The 20,189-nt window shown below is 42.5% G+C and carries 13 protein-coding genes; 5 read left to right on the forward strand and 8 right to left on the reverse strand.

Annotated features, from left to right (window positions below):
* The first annotated feature begins 479 nt into the window (after nucleotides 1-479).
* Nucleotides 480-929, forward strand: a complete 450-nt coding sequence (locus L1264_RS09065; protein WP_199527182.1) for an REP-associated tyrosine transposase — start codon at nucleotides 480-482, stop codon at nucleotides 927-929.
* Between the two features lie 8 nt (nucleotides 930-937).
* Here the strand turns inward: L1264_RS09065 and L1264_RS09070 are convergent, their stop codons facing one another.
* The 4 genes from L1264_RS09070 to L1264_RS09085 all read right to left on the reverse strand — a co-directional run bounded on the left by L1264_RS09070 (nucleotide 938) and on the right by L1264_RS09085 (nucleotide 8,324).
* Nucleotides 938-1,363, reverse strand: a complete 426-nt coding sequence (locus L1264_RS09070) for an FKBP-type peptidyl-prolyl cis-trans isomerase (protein ID WP_199527181.1) — start codon at nucleotides 1,361-1,363, stop codon at nucleotides 938-940.
* A gap of 10 nt (nucleotides 1,364-1,373) precedes the next feature.
* Nucleotides 1,374-3,818: a glycoside hydrolase family 127 protein gene (locus tag L1264_RS09075; RefSeq protein ID WP_199527180.1), complete on the reverse strand. Its 2,445-nt coding sequence runs from the start codon at nucleotides 3,816-3,818 to the stop codon at nucleotides 1,374-1,376.
* 80 nt (nucleotides 3,819-3,898) lie between these two features.
* Entirely contained in the window at nucleotides 3,899-5,236 is a 1,338-nt protein-coding gene (locus L1264_RS09080; RefSeq protein WP_054552279.1) for an MFS transporter, read from the reverse strand.
* Between the two features lie 271 nt (nucleotides 5,237-5,507).
* On the reverse strand, nucleotides 5,508-8,324 hold the full coding sequence (locus tag L1264_RS09085; RefSeq protein ID WP_199527179.1) for a TonB-dependent receptor: 2,817 nt from the start codon (nucleotides 8,322-8,324) through the stop codon (nucleotides 5,508-5,510).
* 599 nt (nucleotides 8,325-8,923) lie between these two features.
* Between L1264_RS09085 and L1264_RS09090 the strand changes: the two genes are divergently transcribed.
* The 3 genes from L1264_RS09090 (at nucleotide 8,924) to L1264_RS09100 (ending at nucleotide 14,211) form a co-directional block, all read left to right on the forward strand.
* Nucleotides 8,924-9,886: a glycoside hydrolase family 43 protein gene (locus L1264_RS09090; RefSeq protein ID WP_054562986.1), complete on the forward strand. Its 963-nt coding sequence runs from the start codon at nucleotides 8,924-8,926 to the stop codon at nucleotides 9,884-9,886.
* Between the two features lie 354 nt (nucleotides 9,887-10,240).
* Nucleotides 10,241-13,660, forward strand: a complete 3,420-nt coding sequence (locus tag L1264_RS09095) for a LamG-like jellyroll fold domain-containing protein (protein ID WP_235403886.1) — start codon at nucleotides 10,241-10,243, stop codon at nucleotides 13,658-13,660.
* A 131-nt stretch (nucleotides 13,661-13,791) separates the two neighbouring features.
* Nucleotides 13,792-14,211: a hypothetical protein gene (locus L1264_RS09100; RefSeq protein WP_199527177.1), complete on the forward strand. Its 420-nt coding sequence runs from the start codon at nucleotides 13,792-13,794 to the stop codon at nucleotides 14,209-14,211.
* A gap of 3 nt (nucleotides 14,212-14,214) precedes the next feature.
* On the opposite strand, the gene L1264_RS09105 is transcribed toward L1264_RS09100, so the two are convergent.
* A complete protein-coding gene (locus L1264_RS09105; protein WP_199527176.1) occupies nucleotides 14,215-15,165 on the reverse strand; it encodes a GGDEF domain-containing response regulator in 951 nt (316 codons plus the stop codon).
* A 494-nt stretch (nucleotides 15,166-15,659) separates the two neighbouring features.
* Between L1264_RS09105 and L1264_RS09110 the strand changes: the two genes are divergently transcribed.
* Nucleotides 15,660-16,094 carry a DUF4019 domain-containing protein gene (locus tag L1264_RS09110; protein ID WP_135923044.1) on the forward strand — a complete coding sequence of 145 codons (435 nt, stop codon included), beginning with the start codon at nucleotides 15,660-15,662 and terminating at the stop codon, nucleotides 16,092-16,094.
* 214 nt (nucleotides 16,095-16,308) lie between these two features.
* Here L1264_RS09110 and L1264_RS09115 read toward each other — a convergent pair whose 3' ends face one another.
* The 3 genes from L1264_RS09115 to L1264_RS09125 all read right to left on the reverse strand — a co-directional run bounded on the left by L1264_RS09115 (nucleotide 16,309) and on the right by L1264_RS09125 (nucleotide 20,135).
* The gene (locus L1264_RS09115; protein WP_235403887.1) at nucleotides 16,309-18,255 is read right to left on the reverse strand and encodes an RICIN domain-containing protein; all 1,947 of its coding nucleotides are present in this window, start codon (nucleotides 18,253-18,255) and stop codon (nucleotides 16,309-16,311) included.
* Nucleotides 18,256-18,267: 12 nt separating this feature from the next.
* Nucleotides 18,268-19,479 carry an aldose epimerase family protein gene (locus L1264_RS09120; RefSeq protein WP_199527175.1) on the reverse strand — a complete coding sequence of 404 codons (1,212 nt, stop codon included), beginning with the start codon at nucleotides 19,477-19,479 and terminating at the stop codon, nucleotides 18,268-18,270.
* Nucleotides 19,480-19,550: 71 nt separating this feature from the next.
* A complete protein-coding gene (locus L1264_RS09125; protein ID WP_199527174.1) occupies nucleotides 19,551-20,135 on the reverse strand; it encodes an HAD family hydrolase in 585 nt (194 codons plus the stop codon).
* Nucleotides 20,136-20,189 lie beyond the last annotated feature (54 nt).

Consider the following 20,189-nt stretch of genomic DNA (forward strand, 5'->3'; position numbering starts at 1 on the left):
CAAAACAAACGCGATATAAAATCGCTGCTACGATCCCTTGTAGCAGCGGGTTTATCCCGCGTTGAACCCCGAGTCGAACTCTACGTTAAACCTCAACAAAAGCAAAAAAAACGCGATATGAAATCACTGCTACGACCCTTGTAGCAGCGGGTTTACCCCGCGTTGACCGGCGCATCGAACCCAACGTTAAACCTCAACAAAAGAAACAAATATACGCGATATAAAATCGCTGCTACGACCCTTGTAGCAGCGGGTTTACCCCGCGTTGACCCGCGCATCGAACCCAACGTTAAACCTCAACAAAAGAAACAAATATACGCGATATAAAATCGCTGCTACGACCCTTGTAGCAGCGGGTTTACCCCGCGTCGAGCCTCGCGTTGAACTCTACGTTAAACCTCAACAAAAGAAACAAATATACGCGATATGAAATCGCTGCTACGCTTTATAAATTGATTTATCAAAGCTAAGGAAAGCCGATGAACAAATCATACTTACTCAGAAAAGGTAGAGTTTCTGTAGCAAATCACTATTATGCGCTAACGTTTGTTTGCCACAACCGAGCAAATCATTTAAATAACTTCTTCGTTAACCGTCAGATTATTCATCAAATGCAGCAACTTGAGAGTGAAGGCCTAATCAATTCAAATACCTTCGTGTTGATGCCAAACCACATGCACTGGTTAATTCAATTATCTGATGTGTATTCATTAAGTGAGTTTGTTCGAAGGTTCAAAGGGCGAACAGCGTCCACTTTTAGGAAGTTCAATCAACAAAGGCTATGGCAAAAGGGGTTTTATGATCATCAAATTAGAGATGAAGATGACTTACTCAGCAATGCACGTTATATAATCGCCAACCCATTAAGAGCTGGTTTAGTCAAAGATATCGCGTGCTATCCTTTTTGGGATAGCACTTTCATGAAGTAAAGTTGCAGTTATACGAAATCAACCAAGGTAATATCAACTAGCATGGGGCTTTGGCAGCCTTGCTGATGCTTTTCTTCAATAAATGCGCTGTACACATCACGCGCCAAATGCGCAGGTATTAGCACCTCAAAGCGGCTGCCTTTATTCATTAGTTGCAACGCTTCTTGCAAGCCCACAATCGCCTCTGCAATTTCGTACTCTACAGCAGCACCTTGCTTTCGAGTATCAAATAACACCCGACCATTTGTAAGGGTAACGCGTTGATGCACAGTCACAGTGGCATCCCAACTAGGTTTATCCCCCTGACCTTGCTCAATCACTCTATAACCGAGCCCTGTCGGCGTTTGGTAAAAGCTGTGTTGCTCAGCGCTGTTATCTAAAAGCGACGGTAAAACATGCTCTTTAGCCGTCGCAAACACATTGTTGCTTAACATAGCCAACTCTTTATTGTGCGTTGATTAAACGAATACCATAGATACCACCGGCAACAGAGTCTTTGTCGGCAGCAAAACGTAAGGTAAGCGTTTTCGACTTTTTCATTGCCTCTGTTAATGGGTAATCAATGGTGTAGAACTCATCAGTCGGCTTGCCTACAGGCAAACTAACCGCAGCTAATTGCTCACCATTTAAATTAATTGAGAAATGACGATCTACATCGCCAATAAAATAGCGAACACGCAAAGCAACCGCTTTTTGTTCTGGGTTGCTAAGCTGATACTCAAACCAACCTGTCGCATCGCGCCAATGATGACCATTATTAACACCCGCACGAGTTCCTTCACCTTTAAAGTCGTGTTCGACTTCAGGTTGTTGCTCACCCGGCGTAATTTGATCAACGGTTAATAAACGAAGCTGTTCTTTCGCTTGCTCAGCCGCTTTTGCATCAGCAACAAATTGTGTGAACTCAGCTTCACTTTGCTGCGGCCAATACACTTGATAGCGACTATCGTGTAAGCGGAAGAACGGAATTAGCTCTGTGCTCTTAGTGTTATCGATACCTTGCTTGGCAATCGCCACATTTTTATCGGCGATAAATGCAAGCTCTTGGCCCGGTTTACGAGTAAGATCGGCAATAAATTTTTCTGGCTCACTCAGCATGATTGGTAGAGCCTCTGGCGGACAAGTCGGCCCAGCGGCGATGTGGCCCATGCGGCTATTATCAGCAACAAAGTTAAGCTGCTCATTTGCAAATGCTTGTACTTTGGTAGCCATTACAACAGGCCCATACATCACAGAGTAATAATGCTGGCCATCAGGTAGCTGCTCAGTATAAAGCTTAGGACTAAGCTCAAAGGCAAGCTTATCACCGCTTTGCCATGCATGGCTGATACTGTAATAACCGTCTTTTTCGGTTGCGCTTACAGCTTGTCCATTTAAAGTAAAGCTCAGCTCACCTTGCTGCCAAGACGGTTTACGAATATGAATTACCGACTCAGCACTTTGCCCCTCAGACAAACGATTCACGGTCAGTGAAACCTTGTTATCATCTGGAAATTGGCTGTCTTGCGTGATCTGCAAACCCTGCTGTTGCCAATTTAACGTGCTTGGAATAAACAAGTTCACCCATAGCTCTTTACCGGTATTGCTATAAATCAGCTCACCATATTTGCTGTGATTCTCAATACCTGAGCCTACGCAACACCACATTGAATCTTGCACTGAAGAATACATACGGTAATGACCAGGACGCATTGAGGTAAAGTAAACAAGACCACCATGCTCTGGGTGTTGTGATGATAAAATATGGTTATATGTGGCGCGCTCATAATAGTCTAAATAGCGCGTATCACCGCTTTTTAAAAACAATAACTTACTTAGTTTCATCATGTTGTAAGTGTTGCAGGTTTCAGGGCCTTCAACATCTTCAACCATTGGCGTGAAGTCACTTTTATCATGAAAATGCTCACGTACTGAGTTACCGCCAATTGATACTGAGCGCTCTTGGCTCACTGTTTTCCAGAAAAAGTTAGCACCTTGCTGCCATGCTTCATCATCGCTGGCATTTGCTACTTTCAACATGCCAATAATTTTTGGAATTTGCGTATTGGCATGCAGGCCCGTTAACTTATCTTCTTTGTGTAATAAAGGTTCGATAATGATGTTATGAGAGAACTGACGGGCTAGCTTTAAGTAGCGCTCATCATCACTAATAAAGTACATGTCAGCAAACACATCATTTAAGCCACCATGCTCTGAATACAGCATTTGTTGAACTTGTTCATCAGTTAGCTTTGCAGTGGTCGCTAAGAACCATTCGCCTAACTTAAATAGTATTTGTTTGGCTTTATCACTACCGGCTACGTCATATGCATCACGCAAGCCATGGAAAATTTTATCGATGTTATAAAGCGGTACCCAGCGGTCATTTAAGCTAAATAAGTCGGCTTTGATTTCACCCTTTTCAATCTGCTGCCACATTTCATCGCCATTTGGGATACCACCTAAGTAACCACCTGTGGCTTGTTGGGCGCGCTCCAGCTCGCTTAGCATATAATCTAAACGCTGCTTTAATTCTTCGTCACCGGTGGCTGCCCACGCAAGACTCAAGGCAGAAAGGTAATGACCACCAATATGGCCATCAAGACCTGTGCTTTCCCAGTTGCCATAGTTAGGCGCTTTAGGTTCAAGGCCGGCTTCACGCAGGTAAGGAGCAAGTAGCTGATCAGGATGAAGTGCTAATAAATAACGCACATTCGTTTGCTGTGCATGTAAAAACGGGCTGGCGCTTAAACTTACTTGGTTTAGGGCAAATAAATGTTGTTCGCTGGTATGTTCAGCATGCTCCACAGCAGCAGTTTGTTTACTGTCTGTTGGCAGCTCACTACAACCGGTCACAGTTAATAATGCAGCACAAATGCTTGCTAAATAGCTAACTTTTAATGTGTTCATACTGTTTGTTGCCTCCCAGCGAATTGTTATTTTAAAGAGCAAAGCGCACACCCCGTTTAGTGTGCGCATTTAAAGAGTGGTTATTTTGGTAGGCGTTTATGAATAACCATATCCGTATAGTACTCATCGGTAATTTTGTATTTTTTCAAGATCAAACCAAGTAAGGCGTGAAATACACCTGGAATGATAGTTAGCATCAGTGCTAAGCCCATTAGGGTGAACTCGGTTTGCTCAACGTTAGGCTTGTACTCAAAGAATGCCAGTAATAAACCACCTGCTAAGCCAGCTAAACCGCCACCAGCTTTTTGGCAGAATGAAATGCCGCCAAACGATAGACCCGATGCACGAACGCCGTCTTTAATTTCACCGTAATCTACAGCTTCAGCAATTGCAGACCAGAATACTGGTGCATGTAAATCAACCACAAATGACAAGATGATATAAAGCACAAACGCCATCATTACATCGCCCGGTTGCACTACAAAATACATTAGCAATGAGATGAATAGCACGGCGATTTGTGATTGACGGAATAGCTTCATTTTACAGTAACGCTGGGTGATCCACGTACTTGCCACCATTGAGACAATAGATGCTGCAATACCTGCACTGGTAAAGGCACCTGCTAAATCTGGTACACCTAAGTAATAGGTTGCGTAATACATAGCAACACTGCCACGAATCGCATAGCCAAGCGTACCAAGCACACATGCTGCACACAGTAGTAACCATTGGTCGTTTTTAATAAGTACTTTTAATTGCGTAAGTACGCCTTCGGTTTGTGGCTCATGGGTAATACGTTCGCGAGTAGTAAAGAAGCAAAACAAAAATAGTGCTACGGCACATGCCGATACCAATGCCATTGCCAATTTATAACCATACGACAAGCTGCCATCCCCCCAATATGAGGCAAGTAGCGGCACTGAAAATACAATCACCACATTGGCAATCTTAGCGAAGAACATACGGTAACCATTAGCTGACAAACGCTCTTTAGGATCGGCAGTTAATACACCAATGTAAGAGATATAAGGAATAGCAACACCGGTAAACATCAAGGTCGCAAACAAGTACGTGGCATAAGCCCAAGCTAACTTCATGTTGTAGTCGAAATCAGGCGTGGTAAATAACAGTACGACCGATAAACCATAAGGCACAGATAAAAATAAGAACCAGTGACGGAATTGACCCCAACGGGTTTTCACTTTGTCGGTGATTACCCCCATTAATGGATCGGTAAAGGCATCAACAAAACGCGCCACTAAGAACAACACACCCATATCAACCGGATCAAGTCCGTAGATATCGGTGTAAAAGAAAGACATAAAATAGAATAACGCTGCAACCATGACATTTACTGCCATGTCGCCGGCACCAAAGCCGACCTTTTCTACAACGGATAACTTTTGAGATTCCATACAACAACACCCTAATTGGTCAATAATGAGCCGCCGCTCACTATTTCAAGCAATGTCAAAAACCCTCAACATTGCGTATCAAATAAATTTATAGCCCTAGATATTACACAGCTTGGCCATTGCGTTCGTTATTTTTGTAAATTTAATGCTAATCTAATTAATAGTATTATCATACTTATTAAATCGCAACTCTTTTCGACCGATGGTTTGGTTTATAGAAACCAATAAAAAACCCCAGCAAAGCCGGGGTTTTTAGGTCTATAAAAGAAATTTAGAAAGAATAACGCGCACCTAGTGCGAATGTACGTGAGTAGATACCGTTACCAAAGTTAAATAGGTTGTCGTTACCTTCACCGTAGTAGCTTTGATATACGTCGTCGAGGATGTTCGTTGCATCAAAGGTTACAACAAAGTCATCATTCACATTGTAGCTAAATTGGAAGTCTAAGCTTTGCTCAGGACGATTCCAAAACTGAATCGGGTTAGCAAAGATTGCCGCTTCGTTACCTGTGTAGAACTCAGAACGCCATACATAAGATAAACGCATATCGAATGAATCACGCTCGTAGATACCTACGATGCTGTACGATTCATCAGAAACACCTGCCATTTGTGAATCAACATAACCAGAGATTTCACCTAGCTCATTGAATTCAGGTGTATCTTGCTCTGAGTCAAGCATCGTATAGCTTGCTTGCACACCAAAACCGTTTAAGTACTCTGGTAAGTTTTCTGGGAAGTAAACTAAACCAACTTCTAAACCAGACAGTTCACCGTTTGAAGCATTCACTGGTGCACTTAATACATATGGGCGTGTTACGCCATCATCGCCTTCGCGCACTACTTGCTTACGACCCGCAACAACTAAGCCTTCGATTTCACGGTAAAAGTAAGCCGCGTAAAGTGAGCTTGTATCTGCGAAGTACCATTCAAGTGATACGTCGTAGTTCTTTGACTCTGTTGGTTTAAGCTCTGGGTTACCACCATTACCTGTACCGTATGTAGCACCTTCTGTTAATGGATCGTACCAGTATTGCAACGCGTTCAAGTCAGCAAAGTTAGGCATACGTAATGTTTCTGTGTACGCAACACGACCCACTACATCATCAGTGATGTTCCAGTTAAGTACTAAGCTTGGTAGTAATGCGCTGCTATCAGCACTTGCTGAGCTTTCTTCAAATACATTTGAGTTCATGCCGCCAGACTCAGCAACAAAGTCCATATCTTGCTCGTAGCTTACATAACGTAAACCAAACTCACCGCTAATATCTTCCGTTAAGAAGAAGTTAGTTGTGGCATATAGCGCGTATGAGTTTTCTTCGATATCAAATGTTTTGTATACATCTTCAGCTTCAAGGCCATATACGCTACGAACAGCATCGCCGTTATCAAGCATGTAGCCACCGTCAGCAGTTACAAAGCTGTCGAATACGTCAGCACGGCCATCGAAATAATCATCAACTTGGAACACAATACCAGAACCATCACCAGATGCCCCAGCTGCAGCTAATTGCTCAATTAAGCTAGCTACAGACGTGTTGGCAATACCAGTATCTTGACCACGTGTGTACTCTTGCGCAGTTCGTTTTTCGTAGCGACCACCGAATTTCACTTTATCAAAATAAGTACCACCAATTAGGTATTCAGCATCAAATGTGAAAGTTAATGCATCACCCGCGTTACCGCCGCCATTGTCATAAATAGTGCCAGCATTCCAGTTTTCGATAGCAGCCATATCAGCTTCGTTTACCGCTGTGTTTGGATCATCCCAAAACGCGATGCCTGGTACGCCGTCTTTATCATTAAAATCAACGTCAAGACCCGTCGCTACACGATCAAAACGCATTGCGAAGAAATCTGTTTCGTACTCACTGTCTTGGTAAACAACTTCAGTGTTGATAGTTAGGTAATCGCTTGCTTGCCACTCTGCACCTAGCGCATATAAGTAGCTATCTGTTTTACCATATGAAAAGTCACCACTTTGGAAACCGCCAGCGCCAATCGCTTGCTTTTCTTTAATTACATTAGTGCCATCAAACACAGTTGGTGTTTCAATAAAGCCGTTACCATTTTCAAACGTATTTGAGAACCACATCGCGTTTTGCGATTCGTTTTCGTAACCTGTGTAGAAACCTTCAGCTGTGATTTCTAGGGTTTCATCTGGTGCCCACTGTAAAGATACAGACGCAGCCGGGCGCTTACGAAGACCAGTGAATGAAGTACCAAAAATAGCATCACGTGCAAGTAGGTATTCTGTTGGCTCGCCATTTACGTCTAAAGTAGAACCAGCCGCAGTAGGTAGACCTAACTCAGTACCTTGAGTCCAGAATTCATTTGGAACACGTGAATACGGTGAGTAGTTGTATTGTGGCTTATCAGTAAAGAATGGGAATGCAGCACCCGCTGTGATGGTGTCATCGCGGTAATGTGTTTCAGCATAAGAAATATTGAAAAGTGCACCAAACTCACCAGCACCGTCGATTTCCCAACGATTAGAAAGTAATGCACTGATATTTGGATCAACTTCATCTGGTTGATCTGAGTAAATCGCACGTGCCGCTAAAACAACTTTTTCACCTTCGAAGTTGAAAGGGCGGTGAGTTTTAATATCAATCGCACCTGCGATACCACGTTCGATTTGATCCGCCGAACGAGTTTTATAAACTGTTACGCCTGAAAGTAAACTTGCAGGAATGTCTTGCAGCGCCACATCACGACCCGCGCCTGTAAAGATAGCGCGGCCATTAACTGTGGTATTAACATCAGTAAGACCACGGATTGAAACCGCACTTACTTCACCAGCACCACGGCCTGTTGTTTGTACACCTGTCACACGTTGTAGTGCTTCAACTACGTTGTTATCAGGGAATTTACCAATATCTTCAGCAACAATTGCATCCACGATTTGAACGCTTGCACGTTTTTCATCTAGCGCTTTGTTTAAACTGCCGCGAATACCTGATACTTGAATAACCTCCATCTCATCGACGTTATTCTCAGGAGTGTTTGGTGCTTCCTCCTGTGCAAAAGCAAATTGACAGGTAAATGCCATAACTACAGCACTGGCTATGTGTGTTCTTTTAAACATAAGCGGTGTTCTCCAAATTATAGTTATATCGGTCCGCTGAACTTTCCCCATTCAGTTACCGAAGAGTGACCACTGCATTGTGCATCGTGTGTTGTCAAAACGGTGCGCGAGTGTGTCTACATTTTATTATGTTAATACATTGCTGCCTGAACTTTAATCATATTGTATGATTATTTAACAGTCAACTCAAAAAGCCAAATTAAAATTAGTGCCATTATGTTTACAAAAAACGTTGTAATTATAACACGTTACAAACTCAAAAAGGGCTGCGTTTTTATTTTGGGAATTTATATAGGCCCGTTATTATCAGTCACTTAGCGTTTATTTGTTTGCTTGTTTAATTTGTCTTTAGTTCATCCAGAGCGACAAAAAAGGGCTAACAAGTTATTTACCCGGCGTATTTTGATGCTACTATGATAAAAATACAATAATACAATATAGAGTTATTTTTTGCTGCACTTTTACTGGTTTGTTTCGATGTAAACAATCAGTTACTCAGTATAATCAGGCATACACTGTGTATTATCTGGTCATTTAGAGCGAGCTCTAAGTAAAAAAGCTGCAGTTCGAACAACAATTATTAGTCACAGAGGACACTCATGAAGAAATTGAAAGCGTTGGCGCTACCATTACTTTTTTCGAGCAGCTTAGCTGTTGCACAAAACCCATTATTTACCGATGTATTTACTGCAGACCCTGCGGCACTTGTTCACAATGACACCGTATACCTTTATACAGGCCATGATGAAGCCCCTAATAATGACGTGTTTTTTGAAATGCACGACTGGTTAGCCTTTTCATCAACAGATATGGTGAACTGGAAAAAACACGGCCCAATCATGAAAGCAACAGACTTTAAATGGGCTAAAGGTGAAGCATGGGCTTCACACATGATTGAGCGTGATGGCACTTTCTATTTCTTTACAACCGTTCGCCACAACGATACAAAACCAGGTTTTGCAATTGGTGTTGCAACTTCTAAGTCACCAACAGGCCCTTTTAAAGATGCGATTGGTCACGCGCTTGTTACTGATGATATGACCAAGCACACGCCAAATGATTGGGACGACATCGACCCGGCTATTTATACAGAAGAAAATGGCGATACTTACATGTTCTTTGGTAACCTAATGCCAAAATACGTAAAGCTGAGCGACGACTTACTGTCTCTTGATGGTGAAATTAAAACGCTTGATTTACCAAACTTTACCGAAGCGCTATGGGTTCATAAGAAAAACGACAATTACTATGTATCGTACGCGTGTGAGTTCCCAGAGAAGATCTGTTATGCCATGAGCAAAAGCATTCATGGACCGTGGGAATATAAAGGTATCTTGAATGAGATCGCAGGTAACAGCGAAACCAACCACCAATCAATCATCGAATACAAAGGTAAAGACTACTTTATTTACCATACTGGTGCTGTACCACCGATTGATGGCAAACCAAGTGGCGGGCGCTTTCGTCGTTCAGTGGCGATTGAGCCACTTTACTACAACGAAGATGGCACACTTAAACGTATTATCATGACCACTGAAGGTCTAAGTAAACAAGACAAGTAATATCAAAAAGGGCTCTTTAAGAGCCCTTTTTAATGCTCAAATGTAATACAAATAAGCAAATTTAACGGAAAATCCCCACTTTCAGATAAGCAAAAAACTTCCCTAATAGCGCAAAAACAGCGAAAAAAACGCCAAAAATGGCAACTTGAAAAAATTAAAATCACGCTGTATATATTGTAAACACTGATACTTCATGTTTACATATCAATTACCTTTGCAAAAGTATTTGCACATTTTAAATCGTACTATAAAATTACAATACTACGTTCTTATTAGTTTGATATAGGCGCGCGGCAATTTTATTGACAACAATCGAATAAAAAAATGAATCCCAGTTTCAAGAGGACACATAAAATGAAATTAAATAAATTAGCCATGGTCATAGCCTGCTCTTTGGCTGTGACAGGTTGTGGCAAAGAAGATGGTACTAAGCTTGACACAGCACCAGCGGTTGCCGACCCGCAAAGTGCAAAACCGACTGTAAGCAGCAGTGTTGAATACACTGAATCAGGTAGTGTAATGGTTACCAATGTAAGCGTGCACGATCCTTCTGTCGTTAAAGTCGACGACACATATTATATTTTTGGGTCACACCTTGCTGCCGCTAAATCGACTGATCTCTTGAACTGGGAAATGATTTCGAGCCTTTCAGCTAACGAAGCCGTTAATGAAAGCCCATTATTTGATTACAACTACACAGGTGAAATTGCCGAAGGCATTGAATGGACAGACGGTTTCACAGGAAACTGGGCTGCTGATGTTATTCAGGCGCCAAATGGCAAGTTCTGGTTCTACTACAACCACTGCGCACAAGATAACCCAGATACACCGGATGTTGTTGATGAAGTGTGCTGGAACCGCTCTTACCTTGGTTTAGCTGAAGCTGACAATATCGAAGGTCCGTATACAAACAAAGGTATTTTCTTACGCAGCGGTTATCGTACAGAAGCAGAGTTTGCAGCTTACCCACTTGATAATGGCCAGACAACATGGAATGGTGCCGTTGATCCTAACGCCATTGACCCTGCAGCTTTCTATGATGCTGATGGCAAACTTTGGATGGTTTACGGCTCATACTCTGGCGGTATTTTCGTGCTAGCAATGGACGAAGAAACAGGTATGCCAGAAGCAGGTCAAGGCTATGGTAAAAAGCTAGTTGGCGGTGACTTCCGTGCGATGGAAGGTGCATTTGTCATGTACAGCCCAGAAAGTGAATACTACTACTTATTCTTCTCAGTTGCTGGGTTTGATCTTAATGGTGGCTACAACATCCGTGTTGCTCGCTCAAAAACACCGGATGGCCCTTATCTAGATAACGCAGGTAATGACATTGCAGCTATCGGCGGTCTGGAGGTCGGCGAAAAACTAATGGGCGGCTTTGAGTACACGCAAGAACTTGGCGAAACAGCACCAGCATGGGGCTACCAATCACCGGGCCATAACTCTGCTTACTACGATGAAGCGACAGGTCGTCATATCTTAGTTACGCATACGCGTTTCCCGCAAACATCGACTGAGTTCCCAACCATTTCAGAAGCGCACCAAGTTCGCGTACATGAAATGTTCATTAACTCATTAGGTTGGCCTATGGCTTCTCCACAACGTTATGTGCCGCTTGAAGGCGACAACATGGTTGTGGCAGATGAGCTTTACGGCTATTACAAATTTATCAACCATGGCAATGATGTAAATACAGATGCTATTCGCTCAATGCATATTGCTTTAAACGAAGATCACTCAGTAACCGGTGATGATCCAGGTATCTGGTACATGATTGATGACTCAAATATTAAACTTGAGTTAGATTCTGGTACTTACTTTGGCGTGGCTAAATGGCAATGGGATGATGCAACTAAAGCAATGGCTGTAACTGTATCAGCTACATCAAGCGAAGGCGCTACCATTTGGGCAAGTAAACGTGATGAAATCACAGATACCGCTAACGTGCTAGGCACTGTTCAAGAAGCACTTGATATCAAAACTGAATTATCAATTGCTGACGAAGGCTACTCATTACCAACGAAAGGTAAAGACGGTGCTGCAATTAACTGGGAAAGCAGTGATGAATACTACATCACCAGTGAAGGCTCTGTATTCATTCCAACGCCAGATCGTGGTGATAAAGCGGTTACTTTAACGGCTAATATCTCTTTAAACGGTGAAAGCACGACTAAAACATTTAATGTAAATCTAGAAGCGCGCCCAGAGTTTAAAAATGCGATTGCACACTATGCATTTGAAGATTCACTCAGTGATGGGTTAGGTAACCTAGATGATGCGGGTGTAACAGATAACAACATGTTAAATGTGGGTGCTGGTACAGCTGCATACGCAGAAGGTCAAACAGGTAAAGCATTTAACTTTGACGGTGCAACGGGCGTACGTTTACCTGATGAGTTAGTAACAGGCGATGAGTACACCATTTCGTATTGGTTTAAACCAACAGTACTAACTAACTTTACGCCTACATTCTTCGCATCAACCTCTGATGCACGTTGGATGAGCTTGATCCCAGGTAGTACACACTTTACGTCAACACCAATGCTATGGAGCCGTTATTTAGCTGATGATGGCACTGATATGTGGAACCAAATCATTTCTGACTCTCCAGCGGTAATGGATTGGAATCATATTGCAATCACTTATGCTAATGGCAATGCAACACTTTATCGTGATGGTGTACGTGCAGGTTCGATGCCTCGCCCTGACTTCTTTAGCGAACAAACAGGTAACTTTGCCCTTGGTGTGAACTACGGCTGGGACTTACCTTTCCAAGGTCAAATTGATGAATTCATCGTTTATGACTACGCGCTAAACGGCCTAGACATTAATGGTGCGGCTATCAATAACCTGACAGATCCGACTAAATTCGAGAGCTTCATTACAGATGCGCTTGATTTAGGTGATGTTTCTGCAGTACGTGATAGCTTTGAATTACCACGAGTCGGTCCATTTGTATCTGGTATTAGCTGGACGTCAAACAACGAAGAGTACTTAAAACCAGTTAACGGCACGGCTGTTGTGACACAACCAAGTGCGTCTGCTGGCGACCAAGTTGTAACATTAACTGCAACCATTAAGTACAAAGACTTTACTGATACTAAGTCATTCGATGTAACCTTAAAATCACTTGCACCTGCTGAATACAGCTTTGAAGGTGACCTAAGTGCATTAAACGGCGCATACGCGGCGGGTAAATCAACGGGTGGTTTCATCAACAACACTGGTGGTAACGTAACTTTTGTTGACGGTATCATGGGTCAAGCAGTATTCCTAGAAGGTTCAGGTGTTCGTTTACCGGATAACTTAATCACGACCAATGATTACTCAGTATCTATGTGGTTAAAACCTGAAACCTTCACTGATTACACTACAGCATTCTTTGCCGGTGCAAGTGCAAACGCATGGTTAAGTTATGTACCATCGATGGCAGGCTCAGCGCTAACGCGTTTATGGGCAAATAACGGCGCCTTCTTCGATAATGCAGAACTAGATAGCCGTATTCCTGCAAAAGAGTGGACACATGTTGCTTTCACTGTTGATGGTACAAACGGTGATGTACTGAAGATGTATGTTAACGGTGAACTACAGCTAGAAAGCGATGGCTTCCCACGTGTATTCACGGTTCCTGGTGAAACAAATGAGTTTGCTCTAGGTGTTAACTACTGGGATACGCCATACCACGGTGCTATCGATGAACTGAAAATTTTCAACGGTGCGATTAGCGCTGAAGAAATAAAAGCACTCTTTGATGCAGCAGCTGCACAAGAGTAACAAAGTGAGGTGAGCTGCCTCACCTCAACTATTTGTTGTCTGGAAAAGCCGGTTAAAAAAGCCGGCTTTTTTCTAAATCTTTAGTACCTTTTGCCGATACATAGCTATCTTTACCTTTTAACTCAATCATTATGGCTATTAACTCATTATCAAGTGCGTTAACTATCTCAAATGCAGATAAAGCAAGCAGTAATACCAACTCCAAAGTCGGCTACAAACTCAGCAGCCAAGAGATGAATAAACTCTCTGGTCGTGAAGTAGAGCCCACACAAAAAGAAGAAGTATCTAGCGAACTCCCTGAGCATATCCGCAAAATGGTTGAACAACTAGAAAAGCTCAAAGAACAGCTTGAACTTGCCAAAGAGCAATTAGCCAAACTGCAAGCACTAAAAAACCAAGAAGATGAAGCGGTTAAAGTGCAAGTTGAAACACAGACCAAAATGGTTATGGAAATCCATACGCAAATAATGTCTCTTAGCCAGTCAATTAGCGACGCGCTAAAAGAAGCAGGTATAAGCGATCCCGGTGTATTGATGAGTGTGTTGGTATAAAGTTCAGACCTCTGGCTTTAAACAGTATTGATTACGACCGCTCTTTTTAGCTTCGTACAGGTTTTCGTCTGCCTTTAAGAAAAGTGTCTTCCAATCTCTTGGAGATTCAGGAACAGTCACCCCGCCAATTGAAATAGTTAAGTAGCCACAGGGTGAATCTTCATGGGGTAAATGCTCTTCATGCAATAGGTCTATTATTCGTTTTGCCACCAACTGACAGCCTTCATAGTTAGTGTGTGGAAGAACAACAGCAAACTCCTCACCACCCCAACGTGAAATAAAATCAGTGTCGCGTGTTAATGCTCTTTTTACAGTGTTAGTAACTGATACAAGCGCTGCATCACCTGCCAAATGGCCATAACGGTCGTTATATTTTTTAAAATAATCAATATCCAGTAATAACACAGAGACTTCGGGTGACTCGTACCTTGCACTCAGTTGATTCATCACCACTTCTAAATAGCGTCGATTAAAAACTTTCGTGAGCGAGTCAATCATTGATGCTTCTTTATGTTGCTCAAGCAAAGCACTGTATTTCAGCTCTTTTTCTACACGTTTTTGAAGTGTTACGGCACTGTAGGGTTTAGCAATAAAATCATTACATCCTGCGTCCCAAAACTTATATTCAAAGTTTGTATAATTTTCGCCCGTCAACATGATTACGGGCGTATGCTCAAACGCAGGAACACTACGAATGGTTTGACATAGGTCGATACCGTCCATACCGGGCAACCGATAATCAAATAAGAAAAGTGATACTTTTAGATCACCTAATTGCTCTAACAATGCTTCAGCTGTTGAGAAGCGGCTAACATTATATTGAGGTGATAACACTTTGTTGATAATAGTAAAATCAAGATCACTGTCTTCAACCAAAACAACATTGCTATCAAGCGTTGCTTTACTCAAGTCTTTTTCAGCTTTTTTTCGTAACGAATTAAGCGAACTATCCATATAGAGTTTACCCTTGCTGGTTCATCGTTGAGGGTAGTTTGCATTATCAGGGTTTTCAAGTGACGGCAAATAGCTAAGGCCCAACATTTGGGTAGTATATTTCTGGCCAAAGCCAACTTTACTCTTGTAACTCTCCCCTCACTAACTCCCTCTTACCTCCCTAAAAAGAGGCAAAACACAGTGAAAATGCGGGCTCTGAATTATCGATCAAGCAAATACGAAACTTCCTTAACCATTAAAAACACAAAATTTTAAGCGCTTACTTTAAAAAATAAGCAGTAAAGAAACATAGTTTTTATATTTAAAAAACAAAAGCATATAATTTAAAGTAAACCTAAACACTTCACTCTCAGTTAAAACGAGCAAAAACAAAAAATAAGAAATAAGTATTAATTAGCTATTTCAACAACCCTCTCATAGCACTTTTTTAGTATAGAATTTAACCAACCCAAACGTAAGATGGCTGCATCCCATGAATTAAGTAAGGTCATTCTATGCGTAACATTTTATTAGTTTCAGTAAATGGATTTACGTTTAAAGCATGTTTATTGATTACATGTTTATGGATGAGCTTTTTTGCTCAAGCAAAAGATTCAACTTCAATTGAAACAGCAAGAGCATGGCTTAAGCTTGTTGATAGCGGCCAATACGTGCAAAGTTGGCAGCAAACAGATCACATATTTCAGACAGCCACACCAGAGCCAAAATGGCGCTTGGCATTAGAGCAACTTCGTATTCCTCTTGGTCGCGTAATGTCTCGTACTTATTTTGATGTACAAGAATATTCATCACTACCCGGAATGCCTAATGGCGAATATTTAGTGGTTCAATTTCAAACAAGCTTCACCAATAAGGAGCATGCCCTAGAAACTCTGAGTCTGAGTAAAAATAGTGGCCAATGGCAGCCTTTAGGTTATTTAATTAATTAAGGGTCATGAAGGTGTGGATGGATTATGTTGGGTTTCGCTTCGCTCTACCCAACCTACCCAAAAATGAACAGAGCAAGTGCTGAGAGGTACGCCACACATAACAACCCCACCGCTCAGCTTGGAACTTTACTCTCGCTAACTTACAGTCTTCAGCCACAAAAAAAGCCACTCATAAATGAAGTGGCTTTGGTTGAGTCGATTTTTTACTTATAACTTAATTTGGTTCACGCAGATGGAACACTTGGCACTTATTACCTAAATCAGGTTGTTGTGCGAAGTTAGTGTTTTCAGCTAAACCACAGTTACTTAAACCAAGTGCTTGCTTTGTGTAGCGGTTGATCAGCATAACACCACCACCTTCTACTGGAGCAATACGCCACTGTGCTGTTTTCGCTGCACACGAAGCCATTTCTACGTTGGCACCTGGTACTAAGGCGTTATCAGCTACCGCAGCACAGAACTCGCTGTCAGCGCTTTGTTTAAGGCTTACATAGCCTGTATCAGTTGGTGCGAAGAACCATTGCTGTGCATCTTTATGCGTGTAAGCTTGTTGCTCAACATTGGTACCTGCTTTAACCGTACCAGCCACGCTAAGTGCTTTACCACTTTGTTGGCTTAATACGACAACACTACCCATTGGGCGTAATTGCCAGTCACCACACGCTGTTGCGTCGCTTTGCTGTAAAACCGCTTGGTTTTGTGCAGCAGAACAACCAGCAATCGCTAATGGTTTGCCTGTGTAACGGTTAGTAATAGATACATTACCATCTGTGCTTGGTGCTACTTTCCATTGCTGGCAGAAGTTATTGCGCCATGCTGCAGATTGCACCTTAGCGTTATCGGCATCATTACAGCTTTCAAGCTCTAAGAACTTGCTGTCTTCACGGTTAGCTAAACGAACAAAACCATCTGTTGTTGCATCAATAACCCATTGACCATTGGTGCTTGCGCACTGACGTTGTACTGCACGTGCATCTTGTGGATCAGCTGCAATGTCTAAACATAAGCCGCTTGTTGCATTCACTAATTGGTAGCGCTGACCTTGCACTCGCGTTACCAGTGGGCCGTATTCACCTGATGGCGGTGCGACTTCAACACCTGGTGTTAATGGTTTACCAAAGCTTGGTGTACCATCGTCGTTCCAAGTAAATTTTTGCGCACGTAATGAACGAGTCGCGCTACAACCGTGCTCTACCGAATCATTACCATGATAAACTAACCAATCTTCTGTGCCGTCTGGCGATGTGAAAAAGCCGTTATGGCCTGGGCCAAACACTTCTTCTGTACGCTCAAATACTGGCTTATCGTATTTCTTCCAGCTGCTCGCTTTAAGTGGGTCATCACCAACAAGCTCAAGCATACCTAGTTTGTAATCAGGGGTATTACAGAAGCTTGCTGAGTACGTCATAAACGTACGGCCATTGTGCTGTAAAATTTCAGCGCCTTCAGTTACTTTACGGCCACTGATTTCCCAATCTAGCTCAGGACGCGTGATCACCGTATGTGGTGAGTTCTTCTTCAGAGTCCATGGGTTTTCCATTTCAGCAATAATGTTTAATTGCTGATCACCCTGCCATTGTGAGTAGATCACATATAGCTTGTCTTTGTATGTTAGATAGTTACCGTCGATGTTCCATACGTTAGGCATTAATGCGCCCTTGTATTCGTATGGACCCATAGGATCGTCACCGGCACTTTCTAATACATTTAAGTGTTGGTTATCTAAAGTGCCATCAGTACCAGCTGTGTACATCATATACCAGCGGTAGCCGTTTGGCCCTTTTAGGCGGTGGAATTCAAACGCCCAGAAGTTACAACAACGCTCAGGGTTTGAATCAGACCAAACATTGATAGGTGTTGCATCAGCAAGGCCAGCTAGCGTTGGTGATTTACGCATCACTAACTCAGATGTCCACGTTGTTGTAGTTAGGTAATAGTTACCATCCCAATACTCAAGCCATGGATCGGCGCCATTTGGGAAAAGAGGATTAGTAAAAATACCATCATCTTGAATTGGCGCTTTTGCTGTGGCTGCTACATCTGCTTTGGCTGCGTTGTCTTCAGCCGTTGTCTGACAGCCCGTCAGAGCGCCAAACGACAAGGCAAATAGGCTAGCTAAGCCAACCTTTTGCATTGCGCTTTTAAGCTTTGTTGTTTTCACGATTGTGTTCCTTTATTTTGTACCAAATTCGTACACGATGCGTGTTGAATACACGTCACCTGGCAGTAATGTTGTGCTTGGGAACGTTGGCTGATTTGGTGCATCAGGGAAATGCTGTGGCTCTAAACAAAAACCACTTCTGAAATTATGCACTAAGCCAGACGCTTGCACAGTACTACCGTCTAAGAAGTTACCTGAATAAAACTGTACCGCAGGCTCTTCTGTGTAAACTGTTAACGTACGACCAGAGTTTGCTTCGTAAACCGTCGCGGCTTCGATAAGCTCATTGCTTGGCGTGTCTTTAAGCACAAAGTTATGATCATAACCTTTACCAAGTTTCAGTTGTTCGTTGCTTGCTTTGATATCTTGACCAATTGCTTTAGCAGTACGGAAGTCAAACGGTGTGCCAGCCACATCCATCAACTCACCAGTTGGGATCAAGCCGCCATCGACAGGGGTAATTGCTTTTGCGTTAATTTGCATTTGGTGATCAAGAATGTCGCCTTTACCCGCTAGGTTGAAGTAGCTGTGTTGCGTCATATTGATAATGGTAGGCTTGCTTGTTGTAGCAATAAACTGCATATCTAGCGTATTGTTATTCGTTAGCATGTAAGTTACTTCAGTCGTTACTTCACCCGGGTAACCTTGGTCACCATCAGGGCTCACTAAACTTAAAGTAACGCCAGCGCTGTTTTGCGTCGTGAACGGTGTCATGTTCCATACTTTCTTATCGAAACCTTGCACACCACCATGTAAATGGTTGTCACCATCGTTAGTCGCTAATTGGTATTCAGTGCCGTTTAAGGTGAATTTACCGTTTGCGATACGGTTGCCGAAACGACCGATGATTGCACCGTAGTAAGTTGTCGCCTTTGTGTATGCTTCTAGGTTATCTAAACCCAGTACAATATTACCCATTTCGCCTTTTGCATCTGGCGTTTCAATACGCGTGATAATGCCGCCGTAGTTGATCACATCAACGCTAATACCATTGCTGTTAGTCAGCGTTACTTGATTAACGGGTGTTTGGTCAGCAAGTACGCCATAGGCCGTCATTGATGCTGAAGGGGAAGTCGTCATATTGTCTCCTTGATGAGCACAAGCTGGTGTAAGGGCAATCCCACATGTCACCAACAATGCATAAAGCCCGCGCGACTTTTTCGTGTTCGAACTGGCTGTTTGATGAGTTGTTTTTAAACCTTGGAAAACACATTGCAATGACATATGAATAACCTTTTTGTAATTGTATTTATAGTTTTATAATACAAATAAGGGTGTCATTGCAAATTTAATCGCTAAAGTTGGATTTTGCCGTCTTTCACCATGATGCAATCCATCCCCGCACTTTTGGCCGCTTGGTAACCAATTTGCGTGTCTTCGAACACTACGCATTTACTTGGTTCAACACCTAAAAGCTCTGCTACTTTTAAGAATGTTTCTGGATTTGGTTTGCCTTTACTTACATCACTTGCAGTCACTAAGGCACCAATTTTATTAATTAAATTAGTATCTGTTAGATGATCAATTGCATGTTCGCGGTCAGCACCCGTGCCCACGCCCATAGGTAATACACCATGGTATTTCTCAAGTACAGCAACGGTTTCGTCAATCACCTGTGGATGGTGCTGTAAATCAACCCAAAACTGGTGTTTATCTTTTGCCACAACCAGAGGATCGTGCTCTAAGCCAAATTTTTCGTTAAGCATTTCAATGGTTTTAACGGTCGGTATGCCACCCAAGCTATACATGTAGTCGTAATCAAATGGATAGCCATAGGCTTCACAGGTTTTTTGCCATGCCTGTAAATGACTGCCCATTGAGTCAATTAAGGTGCCATCCATATCAAAAATAATGCCTTGGTAGGCGCTTAAATCGATCATATCTACTCCTAAAAAGTTTCGCTTCACAATAGCATAAGCCAGCGAGGAGCAAGG

It is taken from the genome of Pseudoalteromonas sp. APAL1 (assembly GCF_021532475.1).
GTDB lineage: Bacteria > Pseudomonadota > Gammaproteobacteria > Enterobacterales > Alteromonadaceae > Pseudoalteromonas > Pseudoalteromonas lipolytica_C.